Source organism: Streptomyces pactum (genome assembly GCF_016031615.1).
Taxonomy (GTDB): Bacteria; Actinomycetota; Actinomycetes; order Streptomycetales; family Streptomycetaceae; genus Streptomyces; species Streptomyces pactus.
The window spans coordinates 1,366,572-1,384,702 of sequence record NZ_JACYXC010000001.1 but is presented as its reverse complement, the minus strand read 5'-3'; the positions used below and the strand labels follow the sequence as shown (position 1 = coordinate 1,384,702).

At 73.0% G+C, this 18,131-nt stretch carries 15 protein-coding genes; 11 read left to right on the top strand and 4 right to left on the bottom strand.

Translation table 11 applies throughout. The features are described from left to right. Nucleotides 1-63 precede the first annotated feature (63 nt). From uvrC to pgi, 11 genes are all read left to right on the top strand, one after another. Entirely contained in the window at nucleotides 64-2,247 is a 2,184-nt protein-coding gene (gene uvrC, locus IHE55_RS05545) for an excinuclease ABC subunit UvrC (protein ID WP_197988007.1), read from the top strand. Then, nucleotides 2,244-3,182: an RNase adapter RapZ gene (rapZ, locus tag IHE55_RS05540; protein WP_232265460.1), complete on the top strand. Its 939-nt coding sequence runs from the start codon at nucleotides 2,244-2,246 to the stop codon at nucleotides 3,180-3,182. The genes uvrC and rapZ overlap by 4 nt, the downstream gene beginning before the upstream one ends. Then, entirely contained in the window at nucleotides 3,179-4,207 is a 1,029-nt protein-coding gene (locus tag IHE55_RS05535; protein WP_197988006.1) for a gluconeogenesis factor YvcK family protein, read from the top strand. Before rapZ ends, IHE55_RS05535 begins: the two co-directional genes overlap by 4 nt. After that, entirely contained in the window at nucleotides 4,198-5,187 is a 990-nt protein-coding gene (gene whiA / locus IHE55_RS05530) for a DNA-binding protein WhiA (protein ID WP_197988005.1), read from the top strand. The genes IHE55_RS05535 and whiA overlap by 10 nt, the downstream gene beginning before the upstream one ends. 615 nt (nucleotides 5,188-5,802) lie before the next feature. Next, nucleotides 5,803-6,807, top strand: coding sequence for a type I glyceraldehyde-3-phosphate dehydrogenase (gap, locus tag IHE55_RS05525; protein WP_197988004.1), 1,005 nt, complete (start codon nucleotides 5,803-5,805; stop codon nucleotides 6,805-6,807). A 134-nt stretch (nucleotides 6,808-6,941) separates the two neighbouring features. Then, nucleotides 6,942-8,144 carry a phosphoglycerate kinase gene (locus IHE55_RS05520; RefSeq protein WP_197988003.1) on the top strand — a complete coding sequence of 401 codons (1,203 nt, stop codon included), beginning with the start codon at nucleotides 6,942-6,944 and terminating at the stop codon, nucleotides 8,142-8,144. Between the two features lie 6 nt (nucleotides 8,145-8,150). Next, the gene (gene tpiA, locus IHE55_RS05515; protein ID WP_197988002.1) at nucleotides 8,151-8,927 is read left to right on the top strand and encodes a triose-phosphate isomerase; all 777 of its coding nucleotides are present in this window, start codon (nucleotides 8,151-8,153) and stop codon (nucleotides 8,925-8,927) included. Nucleotides 8,928-9,134: 207 nt separating this feature from the next. Then, nucleotides 9,135-9,362: a preprotein translocase subunit SecG gene (gene secG, locus IHE55_RS05510; RefSeq protein ID WP_197988001.1), complete on the top strand. Its 228-nt coding sequence runs from the start codon at nucleotides 9,135-9,137 to the stop codon at nucleotides 9,360-9,362. Nucleotides 9,363-9,527: 165 nt separating this feature from the next. Then, complete coding sequence (locus IHE55_RS05505) at nucleotides 9,528-9,863, top strand: RNA polymerase-binding protein RbpA (RefSeq protein ID WP_197988000.1); 336 nt, start codon at nucleotides 9,528-9,530, stop codon at nucleotides 9,861-9,863. A 135-nt stretch (nucleotides 9,864-9,998) separates the two neighbouring features. Continuing rightward, nucleotides 9,999-11,453 carry an MFS transporter gene (locus tag IHE55_RS05500; protein WP_197987999.1) on the top strand — a complete coding sequence of 485 codons (1,455 nt, stop codon included), beginning with the start codon at nucleotides 9,999-10,001 and terminating at the stop codon, nucleotides 11,451-11,453. A 61-nt stretch (nucleotides 11,454-11,514) separates the two neighbouring features. After that, the gene (gene pgi, locus IHE55_RS05495) at nucleotides 11,515-13,167 is read left to right on the top strand and encodes a glucose-6-phosphate isomerase (RefSeq protein ID WP_197987998.1); all 1,653 of its coding nucleotides are present in this window, start codon (nucleotides 11,515-11,517) and stop codon (nucleotides 13,165-13,167) included. A gap of 383 nt (nucleotides 13,168-13,550) precedes the next feature. Here pgi and pgl read toward each other — a convergent pair whose 3' ends face one another. The 4 genes from pgl to tal are packed head-to-tail and all read right to left on the bottom strand — an operon-like array spanning nucleotide 13,551 to nucleotide 18,131. Beyond that, entirely contained in the window at nucleotides 13,551-14,333 is a 783-nt protein-coding gene (gene pgl / locus IHE55_RS05490; protein WP_197987997.1) for a 6-phosphogluconolactonase, read from the bottom strand. Then, on the bottom strand, nucleotides 14,330-15,475 hold the full coding sequence (gene opcA / locus IHE55_RS05485) for a glucose-6-phosphate dehydrogenase assembly protein OpcA (RefSeq protein WP_197987996.1): 1,146 nt from the start codon (nucleotides 15,473-15,475) through the stop codon (nucleotides 14,330-14,332). The genes pgl and opcA overlap by 4 nt, the downstream gene beginning before the upstream one ends. Continuing rightward, nucleotides 15,472-17,016 (bottom strand): glucose-6-phosphate dehydrogenase, encoded by a 1,545-nt coding sequence (gene zwf, locus IHE55_RS05480; RefSeq protein WP_197987995.1) that lies wholly within the window; start codon nucleotides 17,014-17,016, stop codon nucleotides 15,472-15,474. Before zwf ends, opcA begins: the two co-directional genes overlap by 4 nt. Beyond that, nucleotides 17,013-18,131, bottom strand: a complete 1,119-nt coding sequence (tal, locus tag IHE55_RS05475; RefSeq protein ID WP_197987994.1) for a transaldolase — start codon at nucleotides 18,129-18,131, stop codon at nucleotides 17,013-17,015. Before tal ends, zwf begins: the two co-directional genes overlap by 4 nt.

Sequence of the window (18,131 nt, the reverse complement as noted above, 5' to 3'; positions counted from 1 at the left end):
GGGCCCCGGCCGGGCCCGTCGCGGGGGCCCGCACTGTCACCGCCCGCCAGTAGGGTGGTGACCATGGCCGACCCCAGCAGCTACCGACCCAAGCCGGGACAGATCCCCGACTCGCCCGGGGTCTACAAGTTCCGCGACGAACACCGCCGGGTGATCTACGTGGGCAAGGCGAAGAGCCTGCGCCAGCGGCTCTCCTCGTACTTCCAGGACGTGGCGAACCTCCACCCGCGCACCCGCACCATGGTCACCACCGCCGCCTCCGTGGAGTGGACGGTGGTCTCCACCGAGGTCGAGGCGCTGCAGCTCGAATACTCCTGGATCAAGGAGTTCGACCCGCGGTTCAACGTCAAGTACCGGGACGACAAGAGCTACCCGTCGCTCGCCGTCACGATGAGCGAGGAGTTCCCGCGCGTCCAGGTGATGCGCGGACCGAAGAAGAAGGGCGTGCGCTACTTCGGCCCCTACGCGCACGCCTGGGCGATCCGCGAGACCGTCGATCTGATGCTCCGCGTCTTTCCGGTCCGGACCTGCTCGGCCGGGGTCTTCAAGCGCTCCGCGCAGATCGGCCGCCCCTGCCTGCTCGGCTACATCGGCAAGTGCTCCGCCCCGTGCGTCGGCCGGGTCAGCGCCGAGGAGCACCGCGAACTCGCCGAGGAGTTCTGCGACTTCATGGCCGGCCGCACCGGCACCTACCTGCGCCGCCTGGAGCAGCGGATGCGGGAGGCCGCCGAGGAGATGGAGTACGAGCGCGCCGCCCGGCTGCGGGACGACATCGGGGCGCTCAAGCGCGCCATGGAGAAGAACGCGGTGGTGCTCGCCGACGCCACCGACGCCGACCTGATCGCGCTCGCCGAGGACGAGCTGGAGGCGGCCGTCCAGATCTTCCACGTGCGCGGCGGACGCGTCCGCGGCCAGCGGGGCTGGGTCACCGACAAGGTGGAGGCGGTGGACACCGCCGGCCTGGTCGAGCACGCCCTCCAGCAGCTGTACGGCGACGAGCTCGGTGACGCCGCCGAGGCCGGCGGCCGGGGCGGGGTGCCCAAGGAGGTGCTGGTGCCGGCGCTGCCCAGCCCCCTGGAACCGGTCGTCCAGTGGCTCACCGACCGCCGCGGCGCCCGCGTGGACCTGCGCATACCGCAGCGCGGCGACAAGAAGGACCTGATGGCGACGGTGCAGCGCAACGCCCAGCAGGCGCTGGCGCTGCACAAGACCAGGCGCGCCTCCGACCTGACCACCCGGTCGCGTGCCCTGGAGGAGATCGCCACCGCGCTGGACCTGGACTCCGCCCCGCTGCGCATCGAGTGCTTCGACATCTCGCACCTCCAGGGCGACGACGTGGTGGCCTCCATGGTCGTCTTCGAGGACGGGCTGCCCCGCAAGAGCGAGTACCGGCGGTTCCAGATCAAGGGCCGGGTGGGGGACACCCAGCTGTGGCACGGCACCGGCCAGGACGACGTGCGCTCCATGCACGAGGTGGTCAGCCGCCGCTTCCGCCGGTACCTGCAGGAGAAGCAGAAGACCGGCGAGTGGCAGGAGCAGGACGCGCCGGAGGAGCCGGCCGGGGACGTCCCCGGGGCCCCGGCCGGGCCCGGTGGCGCGGAGACCGCACCGGGTGCCGGCGGCGTCCCGGGCGCGGACGCCGCCGCGGGTGTGGACGAGGCCGGCGGGCCGCCGGCCGGTCCGGTCGGCGAGGACGGCCGGCCGCGGCGCTTCGCCTACCCGCCGCAGCTGGTGGTGGTGGACGGCGGCGCGCCGCAGGTCGCCGCCGCCCGGCGGGCCCTGGAGGAGCTGGGCATCGACGACGTGGCGGTGTGCGGCCTGGCCAAGCGGCTGGAGGAGGTCTGGCTGCCGGGCGAGAGCGACCCGGTGGTGCTCCCCCGCAGCAGCGAGGGCCTGTACCTGCTGCAGCGGGTGCGCGACGAGGCGCACCGCTTCGCCATCGCCTACCAGCGCAGCAAGCGCGGCAAGACGATGAAGGCCGGGCCGCTGGACGCGGTGCCCGGCCTCGGCGGCAGCCGCCGCCAGGCGCTGCTGAAGCACTTCGGCTCGCTCAAACGGCTCCGTGCGGCCACCATCGAGGAGATCTGCGAGGTCCCGGGCATCGGCCGGAAGACCGCCGAGACGGTGGCCGCGGCCCTCGCGCAGGCGGCTCCGGCCGCTCCGGCGGTGAACACCGCCACAGGAGAGATCATGGAGGACGAGGCCGCCACCGCGGCGTCGCCGGCGACACGGGGGACGAGACCATGAAGAACGACGACCACCAGACCCATGGAAACGGAGCACAGGTGAGTACGGGCACGACGGAGACGCCGGACACCGCGGCGATCCCCGAGCTGGTGATCATCTCCGGCATGTCCGGTGCCGGCCGCAGCACCGCGGCGAAGTGCCTGGAGGACCTCGGCTGGTTCGTGGTGGACAACCTGCCGCCCGCGCTGATCCCCACCATGGTCGACCTGGGCGCCCGCTCGCAGGGCAACGTGGCCCGGATCGCGGTGGTGGTGGACGTGCGAGGCCGCCGCTTCTTCGACAACCTGCGGGAGTCGCTGGCCGACCTGGAGGCGAAGAACGTCAAGCGCCGGGTGCTGTTCCTGGAGGCGTCCGACGAGGCCCTGGTGCGGCGGTTCGAGTCGGTGCGCCGGCCGCATCCGCTGCAGGGCGACGGCCGCATCGTGGACGGCATCGAGGCCGAGCGCGACCTGCTGCGCGAGCTGCGCGGCGACGCCGACCTGGTGATCGACACCTCCAGCCTCAACGTCCACGAGCTGCGCGCCAAGATGGACGCCCAGTTCGCCGGGGACGAGGAACCGGAGCTGCGCGCCACCGTGATGTCCTTCGGCTACAAGTACGGGCTGCCCGTGGACGCCGACCTGGTGGTGGACTGCCGCTTCCTGCCCAACCCGCACTGGGTCCCCGAGCTGCGGCCGTTCACCGGCCTCAACGAGGAGGTGTCCGGTTATGTGTTCAACCAGCCCGGGGCCAAGGAGTTCCTGGACCGCTACTCCGAGCTGCTCCAGCTGATCGCGGCCGGGTACCGCCGCGAGGGCAAGCGCTACGTCACCATCGCCGTCGGCTGTACCGGCGGCAAGCACCGCAGCGTCGCGATGTCGGAACGGCTCGCCGCCCGCCTCGCCGCCGAGGGTGTGGAGACCGTCGTCGTCCACCGGGACATGGGGCGCGAGTGAGCCATCCGCCCGTCCGCACCCGGCGCCTGCGGCGGCTCGTCGGCGGCCGCACCGGCCGGGGTGCCCAGCCCAAGGTCGTCGCCCTCGGCGGCGGCATGGGCCTGTCCGCCTCGCTCGCCGCCCTGCGCCGGATCACCGGGGATCTCACCGCCGTCGTCACCGTCGCCGACGACGGGGGGTCCAGCGGCCGGCTCCGCGACGAACTCGGCGTGCTCCCGCCCGGCGACCTGCGCAAGGCGCTGGCCGCGCTGTGCGGCGACGACGACTGGGGGCAGACCTGGGCCCGGGTCATCCAGCACCGCTTCGCCAGCGAGGGCGACCTGCACGGTCACGCGGTCGGCAACCTGCTGATCGTCGCCCTGTGGGAGCAGCTGGGCGACCCGGTCAAGGCGCTGGAGTGGGTGGGCCGGCTGCTCGGCGCGCACGGCCGGGTGCTGCCGATGTCGGCGGTGCCGCTGGAGCTGCAGGCCCTGGTGCGCGGCCACGACCCGGCGCGCCCGGAGGAGGTGTCCACCGTCCGCGGCCAGGCGACGGTGGCCCTCACCCCCGGCGAGGTGCAGTCCGTGCACGTGGTGCCGGAGGACCCGCCCGCCGTGCCGGAGGCCGTCGCCGCGGTGCTGGACGCGGACTGGGTGGTGCTGGGTCCCGGCTCGTGGTTCTCCTCGGTGATCCCGCACCTGCTGGTGCCCGAACTGCTCGACGCGCTCACCGAGACCAAGGCCCGACGGGTGCTCTCGCTCAACCTGGCGCCGCAGCCGGGGGAAACCGAGGGCTTCTCCCCGCAGCGTCATTTGGAGGTTTTGGCCCGACACGCCCCTAAACTCGCCTTCGACGTGGTGCTGGCCGACGCCGCCGCCGTGCCCGACCGGAGCAGTCTGTGCGATGCCGCGAAGCGGCTGGGCGCGACGGTGGAGCTGGCCCCCGTGGCGGCGCCCGACGGGGCGCCCCGGCACGACCCGGAGCTGCTGGCCGCCGCGTACGACCGTATTTTTCGGATGCATGGAAGGATCGGCCCATGGCGATGACGCCAGCGGTGAAGGACGAAATCTCCCGGCTTCCCGTCACCCGGACCTGCTGCCGGAAGGCGGAGGTCTCGGCGATCCTCAGGTTCGCGGGCGGACTGCACCTCGTCAGCGGGCGCATCGTGATCGAGGCGGAGCTGGACACCGGGATCGCCGCCCGGCGGGTCCGCAAGGACATCCTGGAGATCTTCGGGCACAGCTCCGACCTGGTGGTGATGGCCCCCGGCGGGCTGCGCCGGGGCAGCCGGTACGTGGTCCGCGTGGTGGCCGGCGGCGACCAGCTGGCCAGACAGACCGGGCTGGTGGACGGCCGGGGACGGCCCATCCGCGGCCTGCCGCCGCAGGTGGTCTCGGGGGCCACCTGCGACGCCGAGGCCGCCTGGCGCGGAGCGTTCCTGGCGCACGGCTCGCTCACCGAGCCGGGCCGGTCCTCCTCCCTGGAGGTGACCTGCCCGGGCCCGGAGGCGGCGCTGGCGCTGGTCGGCGCCGCCCGCCGGCTGCAGATCGCCGCCAAGGCGCGCGAGGTGCGCGGGGTTGACCGGGTCGTCGTCCGGGACGGTGACGCGATCGGCGCGCTGTTGACCCGGCTCGGCGCCCACGAGTCGGTGCTCGCCTGGGAGGAGCGGCGGATGCGCCGCGAGGTGCGCGCCACCGCCAACCGGCTCGCCAACTTCGACGACGCCAACCTTCGCCGCTCGGCCCGGGCCGCGGTGGCCGCCGGCGCCCGGGTGCAGCGCGCCCTGGAGATCCTCGGCGACGAGGTCCCCGAGCACCTGGCGGCGGCGGGCCGGCTGCGCATGGAGCACAAGCAGGCGTCGCTGGAGGAGCTGGGCGCGCTCGCCGACCCGCCGCTCACCAAGGACGCGGTGGCCGGGCGCATCCGCCGGCTGCTGGCGATGGCCGACAAGCGGGCCCAGGACCTGGGCATCCCGGGCACCGAGTCCAGCCTCACCGAGGAGATGGCCGACGGCATGGTCGGCTGACCCGCCGCCCCTGGATCCCCTCCGATCATTTCCGGTCTTCTCCGGCCCTTCCGGCGTCGTCCGCCCCGGTGCCCCGTGCACCGGGGCGGGCCGCTGGCCCCTGGCCCGCCCGTGCCCACCGCCCGGCGCGTACCCGGCACATCCCACACCGCGCCCCGCCACCGAGGCCCGGCGGCGACCGGCGCCACCGGCCCGTATCCCCACGGCCCGCCCCGGCTCCCGGTCCCACGACCCGCGCTCGGCGCCCGACGACCCGTGCGACCCGTCCTCCGGACCCCCGACGACCCGCGCCCGCGGCCCTCGTGACCGGTCTCCCCGGCCTTCGGACACGCGTCCCGCGCGCCCCCCGCGCCGTCCCTGTCCCGCCCCCGGCCGGCGCGCCCCGCGAGCCCGGCGGACCGCCGTCTTCCGGGGCGTACGGCGGCCCCGCGCGCGCCGGGGCGGAGAGCCGGCGGCACCGGCCTGTCACGCCCGCCGGAGCGGCTGACGGGCGCCCCCGCACCGGTGCTGGGAATGTCACGTACGTCTCTTCCAGGCGGTAGGGTCGGAGACGGTCGGGGAATTCCATACAGCCCGCCGGTGTCCAGACCGGCACACCAACGAGGAGATCGGTTCGTGACGATCCGCGTAGGAATCAACGGCTTCGGCCGTATCGGTCGCAACTACTTCCGCGCTCTCCTGGAGCAGGGGGCGGACATCGAGATCGTGGGTGTCAACGACCTGACCGACAACGCCACCCTCGCCCACCTGCTCAAGTACGACACCATCCTCGGCCGGCTGAAGCACGAGGTCAGCCACACCGAGGACAGCATCACCGCCGGGAACCAGACCTTCAAGACCTTCGCCGAGCGGGACCCGGCGAACCTCCCGTGGGCCGAGCTGGGCGCCGACATCGTCGTCGAGTCCACCGGCATCTTCACCAAGCGCGACGACGCCGCCAAGCACCTGGCCGCCGGCGCCAAGAAGGTCCTGATCTCCGCCCCCGCCAAGGGCGAGGACCTCACCATCGTCATGGGCGTCAACCAGGACAAGTACGACGCGGCGAACCACCACGTCATCTCCAACGCCTCCTGCACCACCAACTGCGTGGCGCCGATGGCCAAGGTGCTGGACGAGAGCTTCGGCATCGCCCAGGGCATGATGACGACCGTCCACGCCTACACCAACGACCAGCGCATCCTGGACTTCCCGCACAAGGACCTGCGCCGCGCCCGGGCCGCCGCGCAGAACATCATCCCCACCTCGACCGGGGCCGCCAAGGCCACCGCCCTGGTGCTCCCGCAGCTGAAGGGGAAGCTGGACGGCATCGCGATGCGCGTCCCGGTCCCCACCGGCTCGGTCACCGACCTGGTCGTGGAGCTGGACCGCGAGGCCACCCGGGACGAGATCAACACCGCCTTCCAGAAGGCCGCCGAGGGTCCGCTGAAGGGCATCCTGGAGTACACCGAGGACGCCATCGTCTCCTCGGACATCGTCAACTGGCCGGCCTCCTGCACCTTCGACGCCTCGCTGACCATGGCGCAGGGCAAGCAGGTCAAGATCGTCGGCTGGTACGACAACGAGTGGGGCTACTCCAACCGCCTGGTGGACCTGACCACCTTCGTCGGCGACCAGCTCTGAGCCGTGGTCGGGGATTGGCCCTGACCGCACATCGAGTGGTACTTCCCAGGTGAGCAACGGGGCTCGCGCAGCGCACAGCGCGCCGCACGGGCCCCGTCGCTTGCCCTTCGTCCCTTAAGGAGCCCACAGACAACATGAAGACGATCGACGACCTGGACGTCGCCGGGCGGCGGGTGTTCGTCCGCGCCGACCTCAACGTCCCGCTCGACGGCGACACCATCACCGACGACGGCCGGATCCGTGCGGTCGCGCCCACCATCGCCAAGCTGGCCGAGGCCGGCGCCAAGGTGGTCGTCGCCTCGCACCTGGGCCGCCCCAAGGGCGCCCCCGACCCCGCGTTCTCCCTCGCGCCGGTCGCCCGGCGGCTGGGTGAGATCATCGGCCGGCCGGTCGCCTTCGCGACCGACACCGTGGGGGACAGCGCGAAGGCCACCGTCGCCGCACTCGGCGACGGCGAGGTCACGCTGCTGGAGAACCTCCGCTTCAACGCCGGCGAGACCAGCAAGGACGACGCCGAGCGGGGCGCCTTCGCCGACCGGCTCGCCGAGCTGGCGGACCTCTACGTCGGTGACGGCTTCGGCGCGGTGCACCGCAAGCACGCCTCCGTCTACGACCTCCCGGCCCGGCTGCCGCACGCCGCCGGCGGCCTGATCGCGGCCGAGGTCGAGGTGCTGAAGAAGCTCACCGAGGACGTCCGCCGGCCCTACGCCGTGGTTCTCGGCGGCGCCAAGGTCTCCGACAAGCTGGGGGTCATCGACCACCTGCTGGAGAAGGCCGACCGCATCCTCATCGGCGGCGGCATGGCCTACACCTTCCTCAAGGCGCAGGGCCACGAGGTCGGCATCTCCCTCCTCCAGGAGGACCAGATCCCGGCGGTCACCGAGTACCTGCGGCGGGCCGAGGAGCGCGGCGTGGAGTTCGTGCTCCCGGTGGACGTGCTGGTCGCCCCGGAGTTCCCGGACCTGAAGACCAAGGCGCCGGCGAACCCGCGGACCGTACCGGCCGACGCCATCCCGGCCGACCAGCAGGGCCTGGACATCGGCCCGGAGACCCGGAAGCTGTACGCCGAGAAGCTCGCCGACGCGGCCACCGTCTTCTGGAACGGCCCGATGGGCGTCTTCGAGCACCCGGACTACGCGGACGGCACCAAGGCGGTCGCCCAGGCCCTGCTCGACAGCCCCGCCTTCACCGTGGTCGGCGGCGGCGACTCGGCCGCGGCCGTGCGCATCCTCGGCTTCGACGAGTCCGCCTACGGTCACATCTCGACCGGCGGCGGGGCCAGCCTGGAATACCTTGAGGGCAAGACCCTTCCCGGTCTCGCCGCACTGGAGGACTGAAACACCGTGAGTGACCGCATTCCGCTGATGGCGGGCAACTGGAAGATGAACCTCAACCACCTGGAGGCCATCGCCCACGTCCAGAAGCTCGCCTTCGCCCTCACCGACAAGGACTACGAGGCCGTGGAGGTCGCGGTCCTGCCGCCCTTCACCGATCTGCGCTCGGTGCAGACGCTGGTCGACGGTGACAAGCTGAAGATCCGGTACGGGGCCCAGGACATCTCGGAGCACGACTCCGGCGCGTACACCGGTGAGGTGTCCGGCCCGATGCTCGCCAAGCTCAAGTGCACCTACGTCGCCGTCGGCCACTCCGAGCGGCGGCAGTACCACGGCGAGACCGACGAGCAGTGCAACGCGAAGGTGAAGGCCGCCTACCGCAACGGACTCACCCCCATCCTGTGCGTCGGGGAGGGCCTGGACGTCCGCAAGGCCGGCAACCAGGTCGCGCACACCCTCGCCCAGGTGGACGGCGCCCTCCAGGACGTGCCGGCCGGGGACGCCGAGTCCATCGTGATCGCCTACGAGCCGGTCTGGGCCATCGGCACCGGCGAGGTCGCCACGCCCGAGGACGCCCAGGAGGTCTGCGGGGCCATCCGCGGCCGGCTCGCCGAGCTGTACGGCAAGGAGCTGGCGGAGAAGGTCCGGATCCAGTACGGCGGCTCGGTGAAGTCCGGGAACGTCGCGGCGATCATGGCCCAGCCGGACGTCGACGGCGCCCTGGTCGGCGGGGCCGCGCTGGACGCGGACGAATTCGTGAAGATCGTCCGGTTCGCCGACCGGTAGTACCGCGCCCGCGCCCGCGCCGCCCGGGGTGATCCGCCGGGTGGCGCGGGGATCACGTGGCTATGACGACGGGCGTCCGCCGTCGTACCCTGTCGGGGCCGGGGCCCGCGCGCGACCGCGCGCCTCCGGCCCCGACGTAGTTGTCCAGATGTGCTCAGGCAGATTTCCTAAGTACCTGCACCCGAGAGAGTTGGTCCAGCCGTGGTCATGGGGTTCTCGATCGCCCTCATCATCTTCAGCGTTCTGTTGATGATGCTGGTGCTGATGCACAAGGGGAAGGGCGGAGGTTTGTCCGACATGTTCGGCGGCGGCATGCAGTCCTCCGTCGGCGGCTCCTCGGTGGCGGAGCGCAACCTCGACCGGATCACGGTGGTGATCGGGGTGCTGTGGTTCGCCTGCATCGTGGTGCTCGGCCTGCTGATGAAGCTCGATTAACTGACGTACCGTCGTAGACGCGGCCTATCATGGGGGCGGCGTCCGGGCGCGACGGGTGTCATCACGCCTGTCACCGGATGCCCGTTGGGCCTTACGTAGACTGGGGCGCCCGCAGCGGAGCTGCTCTCGACGCTTCGCGGCACCATCACGCAGGGAGTTACGACCGTGGCAAGTGGCAACGCGATCCGAGGAAGTCGGGTCGGAGCGGGGCCGATGGGGGAGGCGGAGCGAGGCGAATCGGCACCGCGCCTCCGCATCTCCTTCTGGTGCTCGAACGAGCACGAGACTCAGCCGAGCTTCGCCAGCGACGCACAGATTCCGGACACTTGGGACTGTCCTCGCTGCGGCCTCCCGGCCGGCAAGGACCGGGAGAACCCGCCGGCCGCGCCGCGTACCGAGCCCTACAAGACGCACCTCGCGTACGTACGGGAGCGGCGCAGCGACGCGGACGGCGAGGCGATCCTCGCCGAGGCTCTCGCCAAGCTCCGCGGCGAGATCTGACGCCTTCACCCCGTTCGAGTGGTGGACACGGCCCGCCCGGGCACCCGATCGAGGGTGCTCGCGGCGGGCCGTTGTCAGTGGCGGGCGTTACCGTCCTCACCGGTGGACCAACGCTCGTGAGGGGGAGTGGCGACCATGCCACAGCGGGAGGGGACGGCCGAGGCCGGCCCGGCACGGGTGCCGGTGCCCGCGGCGGGGACCACGCCCGGCGGGGCCCGGCCCGAGGGGGCTGACGGACCGGGGACCGGGGCCGGCGGCTTCCGGCTCCTGTGGTCCGCGGCGGTCGTCTCCCGCCTCGGGGACGCGCTGCGCAACGCGGCACTCCCGCTGCTGGCGGTCCAGCTCACCGGCTCACCGCTGCTGATCTCGCTGGTGACCGCCGCCGGGTTCCTGCCCTGGCTGCTCTTCGGACTGCTCGGCGGGGCCGTCGCCGACCGGGTGGACCAGCGCCGCGCGATGTGGATGACGGACGCGGCGCGCGGTGTGCTGATGGCCGGCTTCGCGGTCGCGGTCTGGCAGGGTCACGCCTCGATCGGGCTGCTGCTCGCCGTCGCCTTCACCCTGACCACCCTGCAGACCGTGTTCGACAACGCGGCCACCGCCCTGCTGCCGTCGGTGGTCGGCCCGGACGCCCTCGGCCGGGCCAACGCCCGGCTGATGACCGGGCAGGAGATCGCGGGACGCTTCGTCGCCACCCCGCTGCTGCCGGTGCTGCTCGGCCTGGGCCTGGCCGTGCCGTACGCGGCGGACGCCGCCACCTATCTGGTCGCCGCCGCCCTCATCGCCGCGCTGGGCACCGCCGCGCCCGCGGGCGACACCGCGCCGCCCGCCCGGAGGAGCACGCCCGCCGGGGCCGCCGCGACCGCCGCCGGGGCCGCCACACCCGACCGGGAGGGCGCACCCGACGGGGGCGACCCGCCCGGCGAGGGGCCGGCGCCCCGCGGGGAGGACCCGCCCGGCCGGCGTTCCCTCCACCACGAGGCGGCGGCCGGCATCCGGATGCTGTGGCGGGACCGGGTGCTGCGGGCGCTGGGCGTCTCCACCCTGCTGTGCAACATCGGCATCGGCGCCCTCATCGCCACCCTGGTGCTGCTGGTCACCGGGCGTCTGGGGGCCGGCGAGGCGGGGTACGCGGCCGTCGTCACCGGTTACGGGGTCGGCAGCGTCCTCGGCGGGGTGGCCGCCGCGCGGACGGCGGACCGGCTGGGGCAGGCCCGGGCGCTGCTGGTGTGCGGCGCGGTCCAGACCGCGGCCCTGGTGGTGCTGGGGACGGTGCGGAGCCTGCCGGCCGCCACCGTGGCGCTCGCGGTCTTCGGCTTCGCCGGCACCGTCTGGAACGTCACCGGGGTGACGGTGCTCCAGCAGCGCAGCCCGGCGCGGGCACTGGGCCGGGTGAGTGCCGCCTTCCGCACCCTGGCCGTCGCCGGCGCCCCGCTGGGCGCACTGCTCGGCGGGGTGATCGCGGACGGCTGGGGGAGCGGCGCGCCGGCCCTGTTCTGCGCGGGGCTGCTGCTGCTCGGGGTGGTGGCCCTGATACCCGGCCTGAACCCCTCGGTGGCGGCCTCCGCCGGGAAGCGACCCACCACCTGACGGCCGTAAAGTTGACCATGGCGGGGTTGCAGGCACGAGACGAAGTGGGCTGATGTCCGAGATGAACGCAGAAACCCGCGGCAGGCTGGACCACTTGCCGCAGTGGCAGGCGCTGGCCGAGCACCGTCAGGAGCTGGGGGACACCCACCTGCGGGAGCTGTTCGCCACCGACCCCGGCCGCGCCGAGCGGTACACCCTCCGGGTCGGTGACCTCCACCTGGACTACTCCAAGCACCTGATCACCGACGAGACGCTGCGACTGCTGCGGGAGCTTGCCGAGGCCACCGGGGTGGCCCGGCTGCGGGACGCCATGTTCCGCGGCGAGAAGATCAACAACACCGAGGACCGGGCGGTGCTGCACACCGCGCTGCGCGCGCCGCGGTCGGCGGCCGTCCGGGTGGACGGCAAGGACGTCGTCCCCGATGTGCACGCGGTCCTCACCAAGATGGCCACCTTCAGCGACCGGGTGCGCTCCGGGCAGTGGACCGGGCACACCGGCCGACCCGTCAGGAACGTGGTCAACATCGGCATCGGGGGCTCCGACCTGGGTCCCGCGATGGCGTACGAGGTGCTGCGCTCCTACACCGCGCGCGATCTGACCTTCCGTTTCGTCTCCAACGTGGACGGCGCCGACCTGCACGAGGCGGTGCGCGACCTCGACCCGGCCGAGACGCTGTTCATCGTCGCCTCCAAGACCTTCACCACCATCGAGACCATCACCAACGCGTCCTCCGCCCGGGAGTGGCTGCTGGCCGGTCTGGGGGCGGGTCCGGAGGCGGTGGCCAAGCACTTCGTGGCGCTGTCCACCAACGCGGCGAAGGTCGCCGAGTTCGGCATCGACACGGCCAACATGTTCGAGTTCTGGGACTGGGTCGGCGGCCGGTACTCCTACGACTCGGCGATCGGGCTCTCCCTGATGCTCGCCATCGGGCCGGACGCCTTCCGCGAGATGCTCGCCGGCTTCCACGAGGTGGACGAGCACTTCCGGACCGCTCCCGCGGAGCAGAACGCTCCCCTCCTGCTGGGTCTGCTGGGCATCTGGTACAACAACTTCCACGACGCCCAGTCGCACGCGGTCCTGCCGTACAGCCACTACCTGTCGAAGTTCACCGCCTACCTCCAGCAGCTCGACATGGAGTCCAACGGCAAGTCGGTGGACCGGCAGGGCGAACCGGTGACCTGGCAGACCGGCCCGGTGGTCTGGGGCACGCCCGGCACCAACGGCCAGCACGCCTACTACCAGTTGCTCCACCAGGGCACCAAGGTCGTCCCGGCCGATCTGATCGGCTTCGCCCGCCCGGTGGCGGACCTCCCCGAGCGGTTCGCCGCCCACCACGACCTGCTGATGGCCAACCTCTTCGCCCAGGGCCAGGCACTGGCCTTCGGCAAGACCGCGGAGGAGGTGGCTGCCGAGGGCGTGTCCGCCGAGCTGGTGCCGCACCGCACCTTCCGCGGCAACCACCCCACCACCACCATCCTCGCCGCCGAGCTGACCCCGTCGGTGCTGGGCCAGCTGGTCGCGCTCTACGAGCACAAGGTGTTCGTCCAGGGCGCGGTGTGGAACATCGACTCCTTCGACCAGTGGGGCGTCGAGCTGGGCAAGGTGCTGGCCAAGCGGGTGGAACCGGCGCTGACCGAGGGCACCGAGGTGCCGGGGCTGGACGCCTCCACCGCCGCGCTGGTCGCCCGCTACCGCGAGCTGCGCGGCCGCTGACCCGGTACCGCGCCGGCCGCCCGCCCCGGTCCCACCGTCCGGTGGCGGGGCGGGCGGCCGCGCGGCCACCGGGCCGGCCGGGTCCGGTGGCCGCGCCCGCTCCGGCGTGTTCCGTCCGGGCCGCCGACGCCCGTGGCACGGCCGCCGCCGGCCGGCCCGCCCGAGCGGGAGCGGTGCGTGGTAGGCCGCGCCGGCCCCGCCCCGCCACGATTCCCGGGCCCGGCGCGTGCCGGGTGGCCCGGGCCGTACCACCCGTCACGGCCACGCGGTACCGGCCCCGGACACATACCGCGGCCCCGCGGGGAGGCGCGGGCCACCGGACCGGGGCGGTCGGGTGGCGCCGCGGCCCCGCGGGGCCGTCCGGCACGGTTCGGCGCAGTGCGTCAGGGCGACGCCGGCGGGTAGAGGGCGCGCGGCAGCCCGGCCGCGGCGGCGCGGTCCAGCAGCCACAGCGTCCGGGCCCGTCCCCGGGCCCCGGCCGCCGGGGCCTGGATCTCCCCGGCCCCGGAGAGCGCGATGGTCACCGCCCGTGCCTTGTCCTCACCGGCCGCCAGCAGCCACACCTCGCGGGCGGCCCGGATCGCCGGCAGCGTCAGCGACACCCGGGTGGGCGGCGGCTTCGGCGCGCCGCGCACCCCCACCACCGTCCGCTCGGTCTCCCGGACGGCCGGCAGCTCGGGGAAGAGCGAGGCCACGTGGGTGTCCGGCCCGACGCCCAGCAGCAGCACGTCGAACGAGGGCACCCGGGCGTGGTTCGCCGGCTCCGCGGCGGCCGCCAGCTCCGCCGCGTACGCCTCGGCCGCGGCCTCCGCGTCACCGGAGAACCGGCCGTCGGAGGCGGGCATCGGGTGGACCCGGGCGGGGTCCAGCCCCACCGCGTCCAGCAGCGCCTCGCGGGCCTGGGTGTGGTTGCGCTCCGGGTGACCGTCCGGCAGGAACCGCTCGTCGCCCCACCACAGGTCCAGCCGCGACCAGTCCACCGCGTCCCGGGCCGGGGCGGCGGCCAGCGCGGCCAGCAGCCCGTTGCCGTTGCGACCGCCGGTGAGCACCACCGAGGCGGACCCCCGGGCGGCCTGGGCGTCCACGATCTTGGTGATCAGCCGGGCCGCCGCGGCCTGGGCCATGAGCTCCTTGTCACGGTGGACCACCACCTGCGGAGGCGTCACGCGGCCCCCGCCTTCCGGCCCGCGGGCTTCCTGCCGGCCGACCGCTTGGCCGACGACCCCTTCGGCGCGGAACCGTCCCGCTCCGCGTCCGCCGGCCCGTCCTGCGGCTCCCCGGCCGCGGCCGCGCCGTCGGACGGCTGCCGGGTGTCCCCGGCCGGACCGGCGTCGTCGGCCGTCAGGGCGGACTCGGCGGACTCCTTGTCCGGCGCGTCGGCGCTCCGGCGCAGCGAGGCGACGCCGAACTTCACCGCGGACGCGTAGGTCTCGTCCGGGTCCAGGCGCCGCAGCTCCTCCGCGATCAGCTCCGCGGTCTCCCGGCGGTGCAGCGCCACGTGCCGGTCCGGCTGACCGGGCATGGCCAGCTCCGCCAGCGAACCGTCCGCCCGGTCCAGGCAGATCGTGCCGTCCTCGGTCTCCAGCCGGACCGCGGTCAGCCCGGGGCCGTCGGAGACCTGCCGCTCCACCGGCACCCCCAGCCGCTCGGCGAGCCAGAGCGCCAGCAGTTCGCTGCTGGGGTTGTACGCCTCGCCCTCCACCACGGCGGACCTGATCGCGGAGTGCTTCTGGTCCAGCGCGGCGGCGAGCACACTGCGCCAAGGGGTGATCCGGGTCCAGGCCAGGTCGGTGTCGCCCGGCGTGTAGGTGGCGGCCCGCAGCCCGAGCGTGGCGACCGGGTCCTCGGTGGCCTGGGCGTCGGTGATGCGCCGCGCCGCGAGCCGGCCGAGGAGGTCCTCGCTGGGGTGGTCCGGCGCGTCCTCCGGCCACCACACCACCACCGGGGCGTCCGGCAGCAGCAGCGGCAGGACGACCGAGTGGGCGTGGTTGGCCAGCTCCCCGTGGAGCCGCAGCAGGACCGTTTCGCCGGTGCCGGTCTCCCCGCCCACCCGCACCTCTGCGTCGAGCCGGGCCATCTTGCGGTCGCGCGGTGAGCGTCCCGGGCGCTTGATGACGACCAGGATGCGTGAGGGGTGCTCCTTGGACGCCTCGTTCGCCGCCTTCAGCGCGTCGTAGTGGTTCCCCTCGTCGGTGACGATCACCAGGGTGAGCACCATGCCGACGGCCGGGGACCCGCTCGCCCGGCGCGCCTTGACGAGGGCCGCGTTGATCTGGCTGGACGTGGTGTCCGTGAGATCGATGTTCATGGCCGGCGCCAGCTCCGTCCGTCTCGTGCGAGCATCTCGTCCGCCGCCTTCGGCCCCCAGGTGCCGGCGGTGTACTGCTCCGGCTTGCCGTGCCGGTCCCAGTACTCCTCGATCGGGTCGAGGATCCGCCAGGACTCCTCCACCTCCTGGTGCCGGGGGAAGAGGTTGGCGTCACCGAGCAGGACGTCCAGCAGCAGCCGTTCGTAGGCCTCGGGGCTGGACTCGGTGAAGGACTCGCCGTAGGCGAAGTCCATGGTCACGTCCCGGATCTCCATGGAGGTGCCGGGCACCTTGGAGCCGAACCGGATGGTCACGCCCTCGTCCGGCTGCACCCGGATGACCAGGGCGTTCTCGCCCAGCTCCTGGGTGTCGGTGGCGTCGAAGGGCGAGTAGGGGGCGCGCTGGAAGACCACCGCGATCTCGGTGACCCGGCGGCCCAGCCGCTTGCCGGTCCGCAGATAGAAGGGAACCCCGGCCCAGCGGCGGTTGTCGATCTCCAGCTTGATCGCGGCGAAGGTGTCGGTCTTGGAGTTCGGGTCGATGCCCTCCTCCTCCAGGTAGCCGAGCACCTCCTCGCCGCCCTGCCAGCCGTGCGCGTACTGCCCACGCACCGTGTGCAGGCCCAGGTCCTGCGGCAACTTGACCGCCTTGAGGACCTTCAGCTTCTCGGTGACCAGCGCCTTGGCGTCGAAGGAGGCGGGCTCCTCCATCGCGGTGAGCGCCAGCAGCTGGAGCAGGTGGTTCTGGATGACGTCCCGTGCCGAACCGATGCCGTCGTAGTAGCCGGCCCGGCCGCCGATGCCGATGTCCTCGGCCATGGTGATCTGGACGTGGTCCACGTAGCTGCGGTTCCACAGCGGTTCGAACATCGTGTTGGCGAAGCGCAGCGCCAGGATGTTCTGGACCGTCTCCTTGCCCAGGTAGTGGTCGATGCGGAAGACGTCGCTGGGCGGGAAGACCTCGTGGACGACCTGGTTGAGCTGCTGGGCGCTGGCCAGGTCGTGGCCGAACGGCTTCTCGATGACGGCGCGCCGCCAGGAGTCGCCGCTGCCGTGGGACAGCCCGTGCTTCTTCAGCTGCTGCACCACGGTGGGGAAGAACTTCGGCGGTACCGACAGGTAGAAGGCGAAGTTGCCGCCCGTGCCGCGCGCCTTGTCCAGGTCCTCGATGGTGGCCTTCAGGGTCGCGAACGCCTCGTCGTCGGAGAACTCGCCGGGCACGAACCGGAAGCCCTCGGCGAGCTGCTGCCACACCTCCTCGCGGAACGGCGTGCGCGCGTGCTCCTTGACCGCGTCATGGACGACCTGCGCGAAGTCCTCGTCCTCCCAGTCCCGGCGGGCGAAGCCGACGAGCGAGAAGCCCGGCGGCAGCAGGCCGCGGTTGGCCAGGTCGTATACGGCGGGCATCAGCTTCTTACGGGACAAATCGCCCGTGACGCCGAAGATCACCAGGCCCGACGGCCCCGCGATGCGCGGGAGCCGCCGGTCCTGGGCGTCACGAAGCGGGTTGGCACCGCTCGCGGACGAAGAGGTCAAGGTCATGCCTCCGCGGGGGCGAGGCGCTTGAGCTCCGCCTCGGTGGACGTGAGCAGGTCGGTCCAGGACGCCTCGAACTTCTCCACGCCCTCGTCCTCCAGCAGCTGGACCACCTCGTCGTAGGAGATGCCCAGCCGGGCCAGCGCGTCGAGGTCGGCCCGGGCCTCCTCGTACCGGCCGCGGACGGTGTCCCCGGTGATCTCGCCGCGCGCCGCGGTGGCCTCCAGGGTGGCCTCCGGCATGGTGTTCACGGTGCCGGGGGCGACCAGCTCGTCGACGTACAGCGTGTCCTTGTACGCCGGGTCCTTCACGCCGGTGGAGGCCCACAGCGGACGCTGCTTGTGCGCGCCCGCCTTGTCCAGCGCCGCCCAGCGGTCGGAGCTGAACACCTCTTCGAACGCCTGGTAGGCCAGCCGCGCGTTGGCCAGCGCCGCCCGGCCGCGCAGCCGGTCGGCCTCGTCGCCGCCGAGCTTGGCCAGCCGCTTGTCGATCTCGGTGTCCACACGGGAGACGAAGAACGACGCCACCGAACGGATCTTGGACAGGTCCAGCCCCGCGGCCTTCGCCTTCTCCAGGCCGGCCAGGTAGGCGGTCATCACCTCCCGGTAGCGCTCCAGGGAGAAGATCAGCGTCACGTTCACGCTGATGCCCAGACCGATGACCTCGGTGATCGCCGGCAGGCCGGCCCTGGTCGCCGGGATCTTGATGAAGGTGTTGGGCCGGTCCACCAGCCACGCCAGCTGCTTGGCCTCGGCGACGGTGGCCTCGGTGTCGTGCGCCAGCCGCGGGTCCACCTCGATGGACACCCGGCCGTCCTGGCCGCCGGTGGCGTCGAACACCGGCCGCAGGATGTCCGCCGCGTCCCGGACGTCCGAGGTGGTGATCATGCGGACGGCCTCCTCGACGGTGACCCGGCGCACCGCGAGATCCCGCAGCTGCTGCTCGTATCCGTCACCGCCGGAGATCGCCTTCTGGAAGATCGACGGGTTGGTGGTCACGCCCACGACGTGGCTGGAGTCGATCAGCTCGGCGAGGTTGCCGGAGGTGATCCGCTTGCGCGACAGGTCGTCGAGCCAGATCGCCACGCCCTCGTCGGAGAGGCGCTTGAGTGCGTCTGTCAT

What these genes read in the sequence shown, in the direction of transcription:
- zwf (WP_197987995.1), bottom strand. Translation starts at nt 17,016, where the DNA reads ATGACCTTGACCTCTTCGTCCGCGAGCGGTGCCAACCCGCTTCGTGAC.
- secG (WP_197988001.1), top strand. Translation starts at nt 9,135, where the DNA reads ATGGGGTTCTCGATCGCCCTCATCATCTTCAGCGTTCTGTTGATGATG.
- tal (WP_197987994.1), bottom strand. Translation starts at nt 18,131, where the DNA reads ATGACAGACGCACTCAAGCGCCTCTCCGACGAGGGCGTGGCGATCTGG.
- IHE55_RS05500 (WP_197987999.1), top strand. Translation starts at nt 9,999, where the DNA reads ATGCCACAGCGGGAGGGGACGGCCGAGGCCGGCCCGGCACGGGTGCCG.
- uvrC (WP_197988007.1), top strand. Translation starts at nt 64, where the DNA reads ATGGCCGACCCCAGCAGCTACCGACCCAAGCCGGGACAGATCCCCGAC.
- rapZ (WP_232265460.1), top strand. Translation starts at nt 2,244, where the DNA reads ATGAAGAACGACGACCACCAGACCCATGGAAACGGAGCACAGGTGAGT.
- opcA (WP_197987996.1), bottom strand. Translation starts at nt 15,475, where the DNA reads ATGAACATCGATCTCACGGACACCACGTCCAGCCAGATCAACGCGGCC.
- IHE55_RS05520 (WP_197988003.1), top strand. Translation starts at nt 6,942, where the DNA reads ATGAAGACGATCGACGACCTGGACGTCGCCGGGCGGCGGGTGTTCGTC.
- pgi (WP_197987998.1), top strand. Translation starts at nt 11,515, where the DNA reads ATGAACGCAGAAACCCGCGGCAGGCTGGACCACTTGCCGCAGTGGCAG.
- whiA (WP_197988005.1), top strand. Translation starts at nt 4,198, where the DNA reads ATGGCGATGACGCCAGCGGTGAAGGACGAAATCTCCCGGCTTCCCGTC.